Source organism: Natronincola ferrireducens, from assembly GCF_900100845.1.
Taxonomy (GTDB): Bacteria; Bacillota; Clostridia; order Peptostreptococcales; family Natronincolaceae; genus Natronincola_B; species Natronincola_B ferrireducens.
Genome location: NZ_FNFP01000001.1, coordinates 718804 through 736056, shown reverse-complemented (window position 1 = coordinate 736056; position 17253 = coordinate 718804). Strand labels below are relative to the sequence as shown.

Genomic DNA, 17253 nt, shown 5'->3' with positions numbered 1-17253 from the left:
TTGCTACAAAAAGAGCAAAAAAACAGCGACCTTTCAGGTTCGCTGTTTTTTACTATCTTCTCAATATTAACATAATAATTGTGTAAAGTCCTGAGATGCCTATCAAAGTGTAAATTATTCTACTGACTAAGGATCGTGGCCCCCCAAATAGCTTTGCCACTAAATCCACTCCAAACAACCCATATAGACCCCAGTTTAAAGCCCCAATAATGATAAGTATTAAAGCAATCCAGGTTAACAAAATAGTCTCCCTCCCTTTATACATAACCCTAACTGTCCTCTTAGTTCATGTATATGAGGATAGATCCTTTGTTATACCATAATCCTACTAATACCCCTTTTCAATATCCACCTGATTCACCAGGGGTTGATTTTCTATATATCTTTTCATATTTTCATATATGATTCTAAATATCCTCTCATTTTTCATTTCAGATATCCATGAATTATGGGGAGTTATGATGACATTGTCCATATCCCATAGAGGACTATCCTTTAATAACGGTTCCACTTCGAATACATCCAAAGCAGCTCCCTTAAAATTTCCTTCCTGTAAATGTTGAATCAATGCTTCTTCATCTACAATACTACCTCTGGATATATTAATAAAAACAGCATTCTTCTTCATCATTTGTAGCTTTTCTTTGTTAATTAAGTGGTGGGTTTTGTCGGTATAGGGAATTGTCAGCACCACAACATCACTAACCTTTAACACTTCATCCAGCTGTTCAATAGGATAACACTTATCAAAATATTTCAGTTTTTCACCCCTTGTATTGACGCCAATACTATGGGCTTCAAATCCCTGAAGTCTTTTAGCAGCTTCTGTAGCTATACTTCCCGTCCCAATAAAACCTATTTTCTTTCGATAGAGTTCAAGGAGACTTGTATCTATCTTCCATTGCCTTTGTTTTTGCTGTTGATATAGTTTATAGGAACTTTTAAAAATTTCTAAAATTTTTAATACAATCCACTCCCCTATAGGAATACTGTAGCCTCCTCTGTTGTTGGTTAAAGTAATATTGTTTTCCTTCACGATTTCCTTAGGTACTTGGTCAATGCCAGTGCTGGAAAGCTGAATCCATTTTAGATTTTCCATCCTTCCGATGTCTAAAGTAAAAAAGGGATCATAGCATATCAATACCTCCACATCCTTCATATCCTCTGTATAAGCAATATCTTTTTCATTGATGACCATAATTTCATAGCCTAGTTTTTCTATAGCATTCATTTTTTCTTCACCATAGTTATATGTAAATAATGCCTTCATCCTATCCCTCCTTTGATTTCTTAATATTTTACATTATACTACATGAAAGTTAAAAGTCCTTCTAAAAGAAGAACCCTCACTTTTTCAGTTCATACCACAGAATAATAATTTATTATTTTAATTTTTGACTTTTTGTCGTAAAATAACATATATAGATTGAATCAAATGATAAAGGAGTGCAAAAATGTTTTATAGAGGAAAACAATTTTTTCAGGGTCTTACAGCTAAAATCCATGAGAGGGATTTGGATTTCATAGAAATTTATTTAAGTCCTGAGGAGAAGGAGCTATTTTCTCAGCTGAGGAAGAGTGAACAAAGGCATAGTTTAAATGTTGCCTATGGTTGTCAAGAAAAGGTTCCCCATGATAGAGAATTAATTCAAGCTGCTCTTCTCCATGATATTGGTAAAATAGGTAGCAACTTAACTTTAATGAACAAATCTTTTGTTGTCTTAGCCCAAGCCCTCAAACTACCTCACCAAGTCCTACCTTCTTTTTTAAAGAAGGCTATGTACTTTAAAAATTATCATGCTGAACTAGGCTATAGGCTTCTTAATAACCTTCCCCTATCGGAAAAAGTGCTGTTTTTAGTTAGAAATCATCATAAAAAAAATGACAATAGTATAAAGGAAATGACAATCCTTCAGTGCTATGATGATAAGTATTAAAAAAACAAAGAGGTTACCCTCTTTGTTTTTTTAGATATATACACTTCCTTCAGCAGCAATTTCCACGGGACCGGAAAGGGAAATATTTGTGATTTTATTATCCTGCCATGTTGTGCTGACTTGGAGGTCACCACCCGGTTGTTTGACAGCGATATCTATTGCCTTATTAAGCCTAGTGGAAAGGGCTACACCTACAGCCGCCGTCCCTGATCCACATCCCCTTTCCCAAAAAAGACTATCGGTTGCCTTTACATAAACAAGGGGTTCCATATAGGAATTAGCTTCATCATAAAACATTATCCCTAAAGCTTCAAAGTCTAAATCCTTCAACTGATTTTTAACCACTTTAAAAAAAGCTTCCTTGTTCTCTAGTCCATCGCTATTTACAATAAAATGAATAATGCCGTGAAAGGTCACTAGGGTACCGTCATAGGTCTTGTCCTCAAAGTCCACAGAAAACATCTCCAAATTTTTATGCAAAGGAATAGTTGCTGTAGAAATAAATTTCTCCTTTTTTTCCATAGCCTCTACCTCACAATAAATCAATTCCTCTGCCCCCGAAACCTCCAATGGAACAATGAACTTTTCTCCTGTCTTCTCAATGTTGGGATACTGTTTGTATACTAAGGCGGCAGCTAATCCTCTAGTAGCATTGGCACAGAATTCGTCTCCCATCATATGTAGTCTTATAACTGCTTGACTATAGTTACAGGTAGGTTTTTCAATAAAACCCACCTGTTCTCCATGAAGTCTGTTATAGTTCATGATGTCCTTTGCAATATGTCTATATGATTTTCGGGGAAGGGGATCGGTAATAAAAACCGTCATATTTTCAGTAGGATTTACCTTCATAAAATTCAGTTTCATCTCAATCCCTCCCTTATATAATTTTTATAATAGCATAGCTCCAATTACACCTAGAATAACTAGTGGTATATTATAGTGTAGGAATGTTGGTACACAAGTATCCCAAATATGGTCGTGTTGTCCATCTATATTTAATCCAGCTGTTGGTCCTAATGTACTATCTGAGGCTGGTGAACCTGCATCCCCCAGAGCTGCAGCAGTACCCACTAATAATGCTGTTGCCAATGGACTGAAGCCCATAGAAGCCGCTAATGGAACATAGATGGCTGCAATAATCGGAATTGTTCCAAAGGAAGTCCCAATTCCCATTGTAATAACAAGGCCTAGCAAAATCATTACAGTAGCTGCTATAAGTTTACTACCTCCCATCATGCTAGAAACAGCTGCTACAAGGGTTTCTACCCCCCCGGTTTCACGGATAACAGCACCGTATCCTGCAGCAACCAGCATAACAAAAGCAATAAAACCCATCATTCCGATACCACTGTTTATCATATCATCAATATCTTGCCATTTAATAGCTCCTCCCACCAGCATGATGGTAAGACCAAGAATAGCTCCTATGTGCAGAGATCCTAATGGTGATACTTGAACTGCTAGGGCAGATAGGGCACCAACTAAAGCTACCCAATGTTTACCTGTCATTTTTACTTCTTCAGTAGCTGCTGCTGAAGCTTCTTCATGAGCTACCTCTAATTCTTGATATTCTCTTGGTTTTCTGTAGGTGATAAACACCGCAACAATTAAACCAATTACCATAGCAAATCCTGGAATCCACATGGCCTTCCATATATCACTCTGGGCAATTGCCATACCGTTTTCGTTCATTTGACTGCTAATAATCCCATGGAATATCCATCCATAGCCTATTGGCAAAGCAACATAAGGAGCTTTTAAACCAAAGGTTATGGCTGAAGCAGCAGCTCTTCTATCGATTTTTAACCTGTTCATTACTGCCACCAATGGTGGAATTAAAATTGGAATAAATGCAATGTGAACGGGAATTAGATTTTGAGAAAAACTACTTACAACTGCAAGTACCATAATTAATATAATTCCTTTTCCTTTAACCCATTTCACAATTAATTTTGCTAATACTTCAGCAATCCCTGTCTTATGAAGGGCTGCTGCTAAAGCCCCTAATAAAATATAACTTAATGCCGTACTAGAGTTTCCACCCATACCGCCAATTAATAGTCCCATTGTTTCGCCAAGAGGAATACCTGCTAAAACCCCACCTACAAGTGCCGCAACGATTAAAGAAAGTATTACGTTTAATTTAAAAAGACAAAGTACAATCATTACAATAACCGATAATACTACTGGATTTGTTAACATAAATTCTTCCCCCTTACATAGTATTTTGAAAACCTTTTCCCTCTACCCTCCTTTTTTGAATATATAAAATTTAAAAGTATTTAAATTTTAAAAAGTTTTTTCTTGTTTTATAACTATCAGGTGCTTGGAAGGAATAATTATTTATAAAATTATCACTGTTTGAAATAATTATAACATAATGTTTAAACCTTGAATATCTTTATTAAATATTTTTAAATATTAAAACAATTTAAGTTATTGTAACACCCTTTGCATTAAATTTCAAAGGATGTTACAACCATAATTGTTATTATTTAGTGGAAACCCTTTTTAGTATAGTGCCTGGATTTCTTTCCTCTACTTTTTGTATAGACCATTGATTTTCAAATAAAACCACTGGTTTTCCATATTTATCCTCAGCAATTAAACTGTCCATAGTTAAACTAAACCTATCATAATTGAAGTTTTCCTTTTCAACCCATCGGACATGTCTATAGGGTAGGGATTGCATTTTTATATCTACACCATATTCCTTTTCCAACCTATATTGTAGCACTTCAAATTGCAAGACTCCTACAACACCTACTAGCAATTCCTCTACACCTGCATGGGGTCTTTTAAAGACTTGAATAGCTCCTTCTTCTGATATCTGTTCTATTCCTTTAACAAATTGCTTTCTCTTCATAGAATCCTTAGCATAGACCTTAGCAAAGTGTTCAGGCGCAAATGCAGGTATTCCCTCATATTCCACCTTGGAGTTATCTTGACAAAGGGTATCTCCTATATTAAATATCCCAGGATCATGGACCCCGATAATATCTCCTGGATAAGCTTCCTCCACCACTGCCCTATCCTGAGCTAAAAATTGCTGAGGTTGGGCTAATTTTACAGTTTTATTGACTCTCACATGGTTTACCGACATACCCTTTTGGAATTTTCCTGAGCAAATTCGGATAAAGGCAATCCTATCTCTGTGGGCAGGATTCATGTTGGCTTGAATTTTAAAAATAAAGCCTGTGAAATTGTTGCTTTCCGGGTCAATCTCCCCTTTATTGCTCATTCTAGCTATTGGGGGGGTGGTCATTTCCAAAAATCCTTCTAGGAAGGGTCTGACCCCAAAGTTTGTCATGGCACTTCCAAAAAATACAGGGGTTAACTCTCCCTTTAAAACCTTGTTTAAGTCAAAGTTATCTCCTGCTACATCTAATAACTCTATCTCCTCCATCAGTTGTTGATGTAGATCTTCTCCTACTAAATCTTTAAATATATTATCGGTTACATCTCCAACAACAGACTCCACAACAGTTTGTCCATGTTTGCCCTCATTAAATACCTCTATTTGAGATTTTTGTCTATTATAGACGCCTTTAAAGTTTCCATGGATGCCGATAGGCCAATTCATGGGATAGGAGCGAATACCTAATACATTTTCTATTTCCTCCATTAACTCAAAGGGGTCCTTTCCAGCTCTGTCTAGCTTGTTAATAAAGGTGAAGATTGGTATTCCCCTCATTTTGCAAACCTCGAAAAGTTTTTTGGTTTGCTCCTCTACCCCTTTGGCAAAGTCAATTACCATAACAGCACTATCGGCTGCCATAAGGGTTCTATAGGTGTCTTCACTAAAGTCTTGATGTCCTGGGGTATCCAGTATATTAATACAATAATTGTTATAATCAAATTGCATAACACTGGAGGTAACAGAAATACCCCTTTGCTTTTCGATTTCCATCCAATCGGAAACAGCATGCTTTTGTGCCCTTCTAGATTTAACAGAGCCCGCCAAACGTATAGCTCCCCCGTAGAGTAATAATTTTTCCGTTAAGGTTGTTTTTCCAGCATCAGGGTGAGATATAATAGCAAAGGTTCTTCTTCGTCTCACTTCTTTTAAAAAATCCTTTTGCATTTTTTTTCCTCTTTCTGTATATAAATTGTGTGCTTCAATAATCGATACACTTGATTTTATCTTTTTATTCCATCTCTGTCAATCCACCTTATAGTCATTACTTAACCATGGTAGTTCCAGTTTCTATAGCTGCTCTTCCCACTGCTTTTGCTACCCTTTTTACCACCCGCTTATCAAAAACCTCAGGAATCACATAATCTGGTCTTAATTCCTCTTCACCTATAATATCAGCTATAGCATAAGCAGCTGCTAGCTTCATTTCTTCATTTATTTCCTTAGCCCTCACATCTAAGGCACCTCTAAAAATCCCAGGGAAGGCCAGTAAGTTGTTGATTTGATTTGGAAAATCCGATCGGCCAGAGCCTACTACCTTTGCTCCCCCCTTTAAAGCTATGTCCGGCATGATCTCAGGAACTGGATTTGCTAGGGCAAACACAATGGCTTCCTTATTCATGGTCTTTATCATATCCTCCGTTACAACATCGGCTACCGATACTCCAATAAATATATCTGCTCCCACCATAGCATCCTTTAATGAACCTCTTTTTTCCTTCTTATTTGTTATCTTTGCAATTTCTTCCTTAAAATCATTGTTATTAGGATTATTTCTATGGATTATTCCCCCTCTATCACATAATATAATGTCCTTTGGCTTCATATTTATAAGCATTTTTGTAATGGCCATTCCAGCTGCACCAGCTCCGTTGATAACAATTGTTACATCTTCCATTGACTTGCCTACTACCTTTAAAGCATTAATCACCCCAGCCACCACTACAATAGCAGTGCCGTGCTGGTCGTCATGAAATATAGGAATGTCTAATTCTTTTTTTAATCTTCTTTCAATTTCAAAGCACCTAGGAGCACTAATATCTTCTAAATTAATACCTCCAAAGGTAGGTGCAATCATCTTGATGGTTTTGACGATTTCCTCCACATCCTTTGTAGCTAAGGAGATAGGAAAGGCATCTATATCACCAAATTCCTTAAAAAGGATGGCTTTTCCCTCCATAACTGGCATGGCAGCCTCAGGACCTATATCCCCTAAGCCTAATACTGCTGTACCGTCAGTAACTACTGCAACTAAATTCCCCTTGGCAGTATATGTATAGGCGGCCTCTTTATCTTCATAAATTTTTTTGCAGGGCTCCGCCACTCCCGGAGTATAGGCAAGACTCAAATTTTCTCTGTTTTCTACAGTTATTTTAGAGGTCACTTCTATTTTTCCTCTTTTTTCTTCATGGAACCTTAGACTTTTTTCTATTAAACTCATAACATCATCTCCTCATATTCTTGAAATTATAGTAGTTCATTTCTCTTCATTGATTTTATTAGTTTATCATCATATAATAAAAATATATACGCTTACAGGAATTTTGACAAGTATAAAGTAATAGATACCCTTTTAAAATTTATTGCAATTTATAAAATACCAAAAGACAAAGTATAAAATGAAACTTATATTCAGAGGAAGTTTTTACGCCCTTTGAATTGTAGCTGAATTTACTTCGAGGATGTAGTGCTTGACCTCCCACTTAAGAAGTGGGAGATCAAGCACTACCCCGAAGGATAAACCTTTGAAGTATTAATTATATTTGTTGTTTCACAACCTAACTTAGGAGGTAAATTATGGGGTTAAGATTTAAAAAAAGTATGAATCTTGGTAAAGGAGTTCGGTTAAACCTCAGTAAAAGTGGTGTAGGCCTTAGCGGAGGTGTCAAAGGGTTTCGTGTTGGTGTAGGTCCTAGGGGTATTAGAACTAGTACCTCTATCCCTGGCACAGGTATTTCCTACGTTAAAGAACAACGTTTAACCAGTTCTAAGCAGCACAGCGAAAAACCTCACGTACAGGTAGTAAGTAAAAGTAGTTATAGCTCTTATTTAGGTTCAGAGGTTCCTAAAAAATTAAGAAGCAAAAAGTATCATCTACAATCTATACTAGGGGCTTTAGGTATTCTCTTTGTTTTTGCCAGCTTTTTCAATATAATCTTTCTTTTATTAGGAGTATTATGTATTTATGGAAAAAGTGCTTGGAGGAAAAAAACCGATGCAGCCGCCAAAAGCTATGGAGATGCCATTAACTTCTATAGGGTAAAAAAATATGATAAATGTATTGAAGCAATAGATCATATTTTCTCCCATTCAAATGCCGATTTAGACTTATATCTCACTAAAGCGGAATGTTTTTTAGAAATGGACAAGATTGATGAAGCCTATAATGTCTACAAGGACTATTTTCAAAAGATAGAGCTACACAACTTAGATAGTCTCCATTACTGGCCCCCCAAGGCTACTGCCATAGCTTTAGCAATCGAAAATAAAGATTTTGATTTCGCCCTCAGCATCATTGAAACCTTGCCAGAGGAAGAAATAGAAGGAATTGACTTTTCCCTATGGAAAAATTATTTTAAGGGCCTTTGCTTTATGGGAAAAAACCTTTATGAGATAGCAATAGAGGTCTTTAAAAATGCAATAGGTCGAAAAAGAAGAATGGAGGAGCCTTATATTAACTGTCATTACTATTTAGGTATTGCCTATGGTAGGCTTGGCAAAAACAGTTTAGCTCTTCAAAGATTCCAGCGGGTCTACGGGGTAAATACTTCCTTTAAAAATATCTCCGCCATCATGCAGGCAATTTCTGAAGGAAAGGATTTACTTTCGGTTTTAGATAGTCTTTAACAAAACATACAACCACTACGCTAGTGGTTGTATGTTTTGTTTTCCATCAGTAGCTTTTCAAGGTTTTGGGCTGCTAAGGGTTTACTGAAAAAATAGCCCTGAGCCTTATGGCAACCTATGCTTTTAATAAAGCTTAGTTGTTCCTCTGTTTCTACTCCTTCTGCAATATTTTCTACCCCCAAGGCTTGTGCCATAGATATAATGGTAGAAACAATAGCCCTTGCCTGTTGATTGTTGGCAATATTTTGTATAAAGGAGCGATCAATTTTTAAACTATCTATAGGGAATTTAGCAAAGTAATTTAGAGAAGAAAAACCTGTGCCAAAATCATCAATAGATATTTTTACACCTAATTTTTTCAGCTGATGAAACTTTTTAATATTTTTTTCTATCTCCTCCATTGCCACCCCCTCTGTAATCTCTAGAGCAAGATATTTGGGATTCAGTTTCGTTTCATTTAAAATACTTTTTATTGTTTCAATAAAGTCCTGCCGCATAAACTGAATAACAGATACATTAACAGATATAACAATGGGATTTAACCCTAGATCCTGCCAAGCCCTATTCTGCCTACAGGCTTCCCTTAAAACCCAGTTACCAATAGGAACAATTAGTCCGGTTTTTTCCGCCAACGGAATAAATCTCCCAGGGGGTATTATACCCTTCCTTGGATGCCGCCATCGAAGGAGAGCCTCCGCCTCTACAATTTCCCCAGTTTTTATATGAATAAAAGGTTGGAACTCTAAATAAAGTTCTTGATTTTCTATGGCATGATAAAGATTTCTCTCCATCGTCAGCTCCTCTGTTAATTGTTTATTCACTTCCTCGTTATAAACCTGGTATTCATTTTGCCTTTTTTGTTTGGCCCGAAGCCTTGCTATACTTGCCTTCTTAAATAGGGTATCGGAGTCTTTTCCGTCTTGAGGGAAAAATACAATACCTGCCCGGCAACTTATATGTAGCTCATGACCTTCTAAAGTAATATCTTGTGTAATCTTGTCTAATAGCTCCTCTACCTTTTTTAGAATTTTACTTCTTACTGGTACTTCATAAAACAACAGGGCAAATTCATCGGCACCGATTCTAGCCACCTTGTTTTCCTCTCCTATTATTGTTTTTATTCTTCTCCCCATTTCCTTTAATACTTCATCCCCTTCATCAAATCCATACATATCATTGATACTCTTGAATTTGTTGATGGAAATCAATACAATACTTAATTTCTTTTCATCTACTATTCGATGGGCTAGCTCTTTTGTCAGCTCCTCTATAAAGTAATCTCTATTTGGTAAATGGGTGATGGCATCATAGTAGGTAAGGCTGCTTATTTTATCCATCATAATATTAAAGCTCTTTCCTGCTTCCCCCAGTTCATCAGCATACTTTGTTTCAGCCCTCACTGATAAGTCACCCTTAGCGGCTTTGTCAAAAACCTCCTTAAGCTCAATAATAGGCTTTGTGTTTTTGTGGGTAAAGTAGAAACTCAGTACAACCCCTAGACATAGTATGATTAGCGTTGCTACTCCCACTAAATCAAGTAATCTATTCAGAATATTGGCTGCTTCATAGGTAGGTACTTTATAAACAATCCACCAACCCTCAGTATTATCTATTACATGATAATAACCATTACTTTCTACACCCCCATAGGTATAAAGGACTCTACCCTTTTCCCTAGACAGAGTTTCCTTTGATCCAACTATAATTTCACTACTAGCGTTTTTAGATAATAGGTAGATGTTCCGTCTCATAATGTAATCTTTATTAGGGTGGGTAATAACCACTCCATTGCTGTCTACGATATAGGAATAGCCTCCACTACCATTACCCTTAAACCCCTCAATCAAGCTATATAATTTTATTAAATCTACAGAACCCCCCATTACCCCCAGTACTTCTTCTTCCTCATTCTTTATAGGAACTGCCACAACAACTATTTGCTTTCCTGTAGACGTAGATACTATAGGGTTTGATAGCACCCTTTCACCAGTCATTACCTTAGAAAAATAGTCCCTATAACCTATGTTATCAATATTAATACCAGTATGACTATGGAAAGTACCATCTGCTTCTATCACAAATAAATCTGCATAAATATCTGCCTTTTCTTCCATCTCCTTCTGGAGATAGGATTGAATTTTTGGGGTTTCCATTGATTTTATTAGGTCTGTATTGGCATATATATCTATTTCATTGAAGCGTTCTTTAAACCAGTTTTCAACGACTTGAGCATAGGTTTCTACATGTTTAAGATTATTATTGTGGAGCATGTCGATAATAATATCTTTCGTAATTAGGGTGCAGGTGTATACTAAAACAAGAATATTAAGGCTAATACCTACAATCAATATGAACAGAAATTTTTGTTTAATACTTCTAAAAGGATTTTTAAACATAATATCTCCCCTTATTTATCTATAGGATAAATTTTTATTGTCGATGAAGAAACAAAGTTTACATATTTTGCATATTTCGACATCATTTTACACAATTCCTTCTATTACTCTGAATTTTTTTATTTATTGCTTATAGGTTAATTTTAAAAGCATATAAGGGACTGACAGCAAATTTTAATTTGCTGTCAGTCCCTTATATATCACTAAATAAAAAGAGAAGACAATCCCATATCTTCTCTAAATTTACTCTATAATTGTCGTCGCATAGTCTCAAATCGTATTTCATAGAGGTTTTTCTGCTTCACAAAATAATTGGTACCCCACACCCCAATTAAAATCATCAAAGCACCTACTCCATGAAACCAATAAAAGGGTTCTTTTCTAAAAACAACTCCAGCTATAATAGAAACAACCGTCACCAGATTGCTAAATACTGCAGATTTTGATGCTTCTAGCTTGGATAGCATAAAGTTCAACATAAGAAAAGCAATCACGGAGGATAATACCCCTAAATATACAATAGAAATTATTGCTTGAGGATGTTTTAAGGGTTCAAAGTAGTTACCTAGATTCCCCATAACAATATGCTGTCCAATGGCTATAGTGTTAAAAGCAACTAGTCCCACCCACATCATCACATAAGTAATTTCTACTGGTTTGAAATATATAGAGGATTTTCTAGATAATACATTGAATACTCCTGCTGCTAGTACAGCCCCCAATAAAACAAACATCCCTTTTAAATTGTCCCCTAAATTGACCTTCCCTGTCATAACAATAATGAAAATTACCCCTACAACAGATAATCCTATGAAGAATAGCTGTAGTTTGGTTGGTTTTTCTCCTAAAAAAATCATGGCCAAAATTGTAACTACAACGGGTATCAAAGCAATCATCATCCCAGCTTCAGAAGCAGAAGTCATGTTGATCCCTGAGGTTTCACACACAAAATATAATATTGGTTGAAAGAAGGCTAAAAGAAACAATGCTCCTAAGGGCTTTCCTTGAAAGCTTATTTTGATGATTCCCATAAGCTGTAGCACTACCAATAGGCCCACGGCAAAAATAAATCGAAAGCCCAGTAGATGAAAAGGACTAATAACAGCTAAAGCTTCCTTTGTAAACAAAAAGGAAAATCCAAATATAGTTGATGCAGTTATGCCTGCTAATATAGGTAAATATCTATTTACTTGTTGCACTTGTTGTCACATCCCTCATGTAAATTTATAGGTTGATAAACATTCCCTTTATCCATTCCTCTATCTTCTGAAGATTTTTATTTTTATCTTTTAGTAGGGGATCAAAAAGTTCTATCTCTCCTAAAATATCGTTTCCTTCCAGTTCTTTTTTCATGTTTTCAAAGGTTTTTCCATTTTGTCCTCTATTACAGCTAAACAAAGCAATTTTCTTGTTTTGTAGACTATTGCTGTGAAAGAAAGTACTTAATGGTGGAGCAAAGGTCCATGCCCAAACGGGGGTGCCAATAAATATTATATCATAATCTTCAGGGTTTTTCTCTAAAGGATAAAGTTCTGGTCTTTTTTTCATCATTACCTGGCTACCGCCCCAAATATACTTCATAAAGCCTTTAGAGGTTAACTCCTTTTTAGGCTTTAGCTCTGCTAAATCAGCATCAGTGATTTTAGCAATATTTTCTGCAATAAATTTGGTATTTCCTTCAAAGGAATAATATATCACCAGTTTCCTCAATTCTAATTTTTTTTCTATCATTCCTATCTCCCTTCCATGTTTGGGATTTATACCCCAGCCTCTTTAAAATATATTTCATTATATCATAATATGTCATAAGTATGCCCTTGTATATTTAAATATACAAGGGCTATTTTATAAACTAATAAATGGCTGGTGTGATGTTGGTTAATCCTGTCACAATCTTATCGGTTGGGTTATAAAATCTGTGGCCTATGTTTTCTTTAATATACACGCTGTCCCCTGCCTGTAGGCAATATTTTTTGTCATCTAAATAAATTTCTAGATCCCCATTAATAACAAAAACACATTCATCTGCTTGATGAGTAATATTTTCATCGCTTGTCCAAGATTTAGGGGCCAGTGTAAAATAAATAATCTCCATTTTAGGTTGAACCTTTTGATCAGCCACCATAGGTGTGACAAACTCATAAATAATACTGCTTTCTGGTAGCGCTAGTTGTTTTCTTTCAGCTGCCCTTACCACTACGGGGTCGATTGAATCATCATGTAAAAAAGTAAACAAGGGTACTCCCAAAGCAACTGCTATTTTTCTTAAAGATGATAGCGAAGGTTCTATAAGATCCCTTTCTACTTGGGATATGTAACTAGCCGTAACATCTATTTGAGAAGCTAATTCATTGAGGGTCATTCCTCTTTTGTGCCTTATTTCTCTAATTCTTTGACCTATCAAAGCAATCATTCCTTCCCCTTAAGTCAACTATGTTCTTATTTTTTAAAAAATTTAACATATACTTCAATTATTATCTTAACATTTATAAATTATAATAACAAGTTTCAATTTTAAAAATTTTGAACAAAAACAAAAACCCCTCACACTAGGTAAGAGGTTTTGTATTATAGTTTTTCTGGCTCTGGATATTCCTCTCCAAAGGTTTCAACAGTAACTTCCTTCATTCTTTGATCTTCCAGGGGCTTATCGTTAGCATTTCTTTTAACTGCTACAATTTTTTCAGCGGTATCTACACCCTCTATCACTTTACCAAAAGCAGCATACTGCCCGTCTAGATGGGGGGCATTTTCCACCATAACAAAGAATTGGGAACCAGCTGAATCAGGGCTCATAGATCTAGCCATAGAAAGCACACCCTTTGTATGCTTTAAGGAGTTTTTGAATCCATTTCCTGAAAACTCTCCTTTAATGGAATATCCTGGACCACCAGTACCTACTCCCTGTGGGTCTCCTCCTTGAATCATAAATCCAGGGATAACCCGATGAAAAATTACACCATTATAAAACCCTTTCTTAACTAGAGAAATGAAATTATTCACTGTGTTGGGAGCAATCTCTGGATAAAGCTCTGCCTTCATTTCACTGCCATCCTCCATCACAAAGGTAACGATTGGATTTTTCATATGTATTTTCCTCCTTATACATTATTTATATTTTAAATTACCTACTTTACTATATTACTATAGTGGCTATGGGATTTCTAGTTCTTCCTTTGTTTCTCTTGAAATTTTTTGGAAACATTGCTTGATTTATAAAAGATATTTTTCCCACTCTGAAAAAAAATATAGCATGTCAACATACCTTACTTCCCTTTTTGGAAATCCTATCGGCAATACCACTGGAGGTATAGGAGTCAGGTTTCATACAGCATTTAAATCCTGAACCTATGACCCAACCTACAATTTCCCTGATCAACTTTTTTGTGTGACCATTAATTCCAATATCTACGTGAACCTCTAGGGCAGCATATATACGATTTTCATCAAGAAACTCCATAACCTTTGATGCTAAATCAATACTATATTGGGTTTCTTTAAAGATTTTTTGTCGTAGGTTTTTTATTTTTTTTACTCTTTTTATATCATAAAAGAAAATACCCCCTTTTGTTCTTCGGACAATAGCAATAACTGAAACCATTTTGGTATAGCCATCTATATTTTGTGAGTCTGTCCCTACAGAAATAACATAATCTGATTCTAAATCCTTGATAGTATACTCCTTAATCTTTTCACAAACCTGCTCAAAGCTTATCTCTCCATAGGTGATACTTTTCATAACAATAACCCCCCAGTTATTTCTGGACTAAATTGTTTTTTCTATACTTTATTTTATGTTATTGTTATATTATTATTTTAATATTCTTAATAATTTTCTTGTAAATCTTTGTTTGTCTATAAAATATCTAAGAGGATATAAAGCAATTAAAATATCCTTAGGCTTCTCCAAACACAGCCTTGTATGCCTCAAAATCCCTTAGAAAATTTAGTTCTTCATCTTCTTTCATATATTGAATTAAATTATTATCTATTTCCGTTGCTTTAATCAAATCCTTCATGGCCCCTTCAGAATGTTCCAACAGGCTATACAAACAAGCTCTATTATAATAAAGAACTGCAACATCTTTATTATAATTGATGGCTTCAGTAAGAGCTTCGATTCCCTTTGTATAATCTCCATTTTCTTTATAAATGATGGCTAGATTAAAATAGCTGTAGGGAAAATAGGGGTTTTCTTCAATAGATAAACGATAATAATTGATGGCCTCATGTTTTTTTCCTAGTTTTTTTAAAATTACCCCCATATTAAATAGTGCTTTATAATGTTGTGGGTCTAGTATTAAGGCTTGTTCCATCATTTGCAATGCCAAGTCATCTTGATTGGTTTCTTCATAAATAGATCCAAGATTGACATAGGCCCAAAAGTCATCTGAAATCATTTCAATAACCTTGTTATAATATTGAATAGCTTTTTCCTTCTCACCTATCTCATCATAGGCATTAGCAAGAAAAAAATAAGCCCTATCATAATATGGATCTATTTCAATTGCTTTCTTATAATACTTAATAGCTTCTATATAATTTTTTTCATTGTCGTAGGCCACTGCCATACTGTAATATGCCCTAGCTTCTTTGGCATCAATATGTAATACCTCTTCATATTTAATTTTTGCTAAGTCAAACTGTCCTAACTCATCATATAAAAGTCCCATATTTAATAGCAATTCTATATCTTTGTTCCCCCCCTTGCAGTCATATGCTTTATTATAAAAATGAAGGGCTTTTTCCAGTTGATCTTCCTCTTTAAACTTATTACCAATAATCTTGTAATTTTCCAGCATATATTGATTATCCTTCATAGCATTTTTCCTTTCTAATTTCTTCTGCAGTCTATATTCTTCTTAGAGATAGTATCTCTTGATGAACATAAATTTAGTAATTTTTTCTTTTTTAGATGTTTCCTTTGTAAAACCTATTTCACCTATATTATAATCATTTATCCTCTCTTACTTCAAGATAGGTTAATTATCTTTCCTCAAAAAAATTCCCGTTGGTATACAGGAATTTTTTTGCCTTTTTATTACTCTTTTTTTCTTTTTTTATAGATTTCATAAAGCTTTTCAATTACTTCCAAAGCATTATCCCTTTGGATTAAATCTTCTGGTTTGCAAGCATCTTCGTTGCTGCTATTGTTTTTTATTTCTTCTTCTACTGCAATGTCTTGAGAATCATCCTGTTGTATATGAGTTCCTTCCCTTGTATCTTTCATTGTTATCTCTTGTTGTTCCTTCAATAATTCATTACTAGCTTTTAAACTCTCTTCAGCATTAGAAGATTTTTGAAATTTTCTAATTACGGTTTTGTCTTTTTCATATATTTCCCACCGCTTCTGTTCTATAAGCTCCCGTGGTGAATACTTCCCAAAGGTTTGATTTTGTGATGAATTGTTTCCCATAGTCGATACCTCCCTCAAATCCTATGTTATTATTAATCCTTTACTTTATTATTAAATTGTGTTATTTTCTTAAATAGTTTATAAATCTCTTCTTTGCTAAATCCGCACTTTTTCACCATATAATTCATAATCTCCTTGGCATTAGCAGCAGCAAAAAAATCTTCATTTTTCTCTATTTCATCTGCAACTTTTTGATATAATTTTTTTTCTTTAGGAAATAAAATATCTTCTATTCTCAAATTATAGGATTTAGGTCTTGTATGAATTCCTCCATTATCTACATATTCTTCAGTCCACATATGCCCTTGCTGACATTGGTATTTAACATGCTCCAGCTTGTTGATTTTTATAACCTCAGTTTCATTGCATTGTTTACACTTCATATATATCACCGCCTAATTTTCCTTTGAGATGCCAAATATCCTAACCCCTGGCTTTATTTCTAAAGATTTAAAGGATTCGTTATTAATTTTAACAGTACCTTTTTCATCTACACTTATATTTAGATCTAAACCCTCTAAATTAAATTTTTCTATATAATAAGGAGACACCATTACAAAAACAGCATTCATCTGCAAAGATGATGCATTATAGGTGTTAGTTAAATTTCCTTGATTTGAGGCATTTATCAAGAAAGTATAGGAACCATTATTCTCCTCCTCCATAACCTCTTCTACTACTTTTTCTTTACTAATGTCTTCTTCATTTATTTTATTACTTTCGATGTTTTCTCCCAAC

At 34.9% G+C, this 17253-nt stretch carries 18 protein-coding genes; 2 read left to right on the top strand and 16 right to left on the bottom strand.

The window, feature by feature from the left end; translation table 11 throughout:
* Positions 1-52: 52 nt before the first annotated feature.
* Together BLS22_RS03320 and BLS22_RS03315 are read right to left on the bottom strand one after the other, a co-directional pair.
* Positions 53-241: a DUF378 domain-containing protein gene (locus tag BLS22_RS03320; protein ID WP_244269444.1), complete on the bottom strand. Its 189-nt coding sequence runs from the start codon at positions 239-241 to the stop codon at positions 53-55.
* A gap of 87 nt (positions 242-328) precedes the next feature.
* The gene (locus BLS22_RS03315; RefSeq protein ID WP_090550285.1) at positions 329-1270 is read right to left on the bottom strand and encodes a phosphoglycerate dehydrogenase; all 942 of its coding nucleotides are present in this window, start codon (positions 1268-1270) and stop codon (positions 329-331) included.
* Between the two features lie 184 nt (positions 1271-1454).
* On the opposite strand from BLS22_RS03315, the gene BLS22_RS03310 reads away from it, so the two are divergent.
* Entirely contained in the window at positions 1455-1937 is a 483-nt protein-coding gene (locus tag BLS22_RS03310; protein WP_090550283.1) for an HD domain-containing protein, read from the top strand.
* A gap of 30 nt (positions 1938-1967) precedes the next feature.
* Here the strand turns inward: BLS22_RS03310 and BLS22_RS03305 are convergent, their stop codons facing one another.
* The 4 genes from BLS22_RS03305 to BLS22_RS03290 all read right to left on the bottom strand — a co-directional run bounded on the left by BLS22_RS03305 (position 1968) and on the right by BLS22_RS03290 (position 7297).
* Positions 1968-2804 carry a histidine racemase CntK family protein gene (locus BLS22_RS03305; RefSeq protein ID WP_090550280.1) on the bottom strand — a complete coding sequence of 279 codons (837 nt, stop codon included), beginning with the start codon at positions 2802-2804 and terminating at the stop codon, positions 1968-1970.
* Between the two features lie 24 nt (positions 2805-2828).
* Positions 2829-4142, bottom strand: coding sequence for a Na+/H+ antiporter family protein (locus BLS22_RS03300; RefSeq protein WP_090550277.1), 1314 nt, complete (start codon positions 4140-4142; stop codon positions 2829-2831).
* A 289-nt stretch (positions 4143-4431) separates the two neighbouring features.
* Entirely contained in the window at positions 4432-6024 is a 1593-nt protein-coding gene (locus tag BLS22_RS03295; RefSeq protein WP_090550274.1) for a peptide chain release factor 3, read from the bottom strand.
* A 97-nt stretch (positions 6025-6121) separates the two neighbouring features.
* The gene (locus BLS22_RS03290; protein ID WP_090550271.1) at positions 6122-7297 is read right to left on the bottom strand and encodes an NAD(P)-dependent malic enzyme; all 1176 of its coding nucleotides are present in this window, start codon (positions 7295-7297) and stop codon (positions 6122-6124) included.
* A 356-nt stretch (positions 7298-7653) separates the two neighbouring features.
* On the opposite strand from BLS22_RS03290, the gene BLS22_RS03285 reads away from it, so the two are divergent.
* Positions 7654-8703, top strand: a complete 1050-nt coding sequence (locus tag BLS22_RS03285; protein ID WP_090550267.1) for a DUF4236 domain-containing protein — start codon at positions 7654-7656, stop codon at positions 8701-8703.
* A gap of 20 nt (positions 8704-8723) precedes the next feature.
* Here the strand turns inward: BLS22_RS03285 and BLS22_RS03280 are convergent, their stop codons facing one another.
* The 10 genes from BLS22_RS03280 to BLS22_RS03235 form a co-directional block, all read right to left on the bottom strand.
* The gene (locus tag BLS22_RS03280; protein WP_090550265.1) at positions 8724-11099 is read right to left on the bottom strand and encodes a bifunctional diguanylate cyclase/phosphodiesterase; all 2376 of its coding nucleotides are present in this window, start codon (positions 11097-11099) and stop codon (positions 8724-8726) included.
* 248 nt (positions 11100-11347) lie between these two features.
* Positions 11348-12298 (bottom strand): DMT family transporter, encoded by a 951-nt coding sequence (locus BLS22_RS03275; RefSeq protein ID WP_090550262.1) that lies wholly within the window; start codon positions 12296-12298, stop codon positions 11348-11350.
* A 25-nt stretch (positions 12299-12323) separates the two neighbouring features.
* Positions 12324-12830, bottom strand: coding sequence for a flavodoxin family protein (locus BLS22_RS03270; protein ID WP_176762032.1), 507 nt, complete (start codon positions 12828-12830; stop codon positions 12324-12326).
* Positions 12831-12951: 121 nt separating this feature from the next.
* Positions 12952-13512 carry a helix-turn-helix domain-containing protein gene (locus BLS22_RS03265; RefSeq protein ID WP_090550259.1) on the bottom strand — a complete coding sequence of 187 codons (561 nt, stop codon included), beginning with the start codon at positions 13510-13512 and terminating at the stop codon, positions 12952-12954.
* Positions 13513-13667: 155 nt separating this feature from the next.
* The gene (locus BLS22_RS03260) at positions 13668-14186 is read right to left on the bottom strand and encodes a peptidylprolyl isomerase (protein ID WP_090550257.1); all 519 of its coding nucleotides are present in this window, start codon (positions 14184-14186) and stop codon (positions 13668-13670) included.
* A 169-nt stretch (positions 14187-14355) separates the two neighbouring features.
* On the bottom strand, positions 14356-14838 hold the full coding sequence (locus BLS22_RS03255; RefSeq protein ID WP_090550254.1) for a ribonuclease H-like YkuK family protein: 483 nt from the start codon (positions 14836-14838) through the stop codon (positions 14356-14358).
* 157 nt (positions 14839-14995) lie between these two features.
* Positions 14996-15919, bottom strand: coding sequence for a tetratricopeptide repeat protein (locus BLS22_RS03250; protein WP_090550251.1), 924 nt, complete (start codon positions 15917-15919; stop codon positions 14996-14998).
* Between the two features lie 221 nt (positions 15920-16140).
* Positions 16141-16515 (bottom strand): hypothetical protein, encoded by a 375-nt coding sequence (locus BLS22_RS03245; RefSeq protein ID WP_090550249.1) that lies wholly within the window; start codon positions 16513-16515, stop codon positions 16141-16143.
* 32 nt (positions 16516-16547) lie between these two features.
* Positions 16548-16898, bottom strand: a complete 351-nt coding sequence (locus BLS22_RS03240) for a hypothetical protein (protein ID WP_090550245.1) — start codon at positions 16896-16898, stop codon at positions 16548-16550.
* A 12-nt stretch (positions 16899-16910) separates the two neighbouring features.
* Positions 16911-17252 carry a hypothetical protein gene (locus BLS22_RS03235; protein WP_090550242.1) on the bottom strand — a complete coding sequence of 114 codons (342 nt, stop codon included), beginning with the start codon at positions 17250-17252 and terminating at the stop codon, positions 16911-16913.
* Between the last annotated feature and the right edge of the window lies 1 nt (position 17253).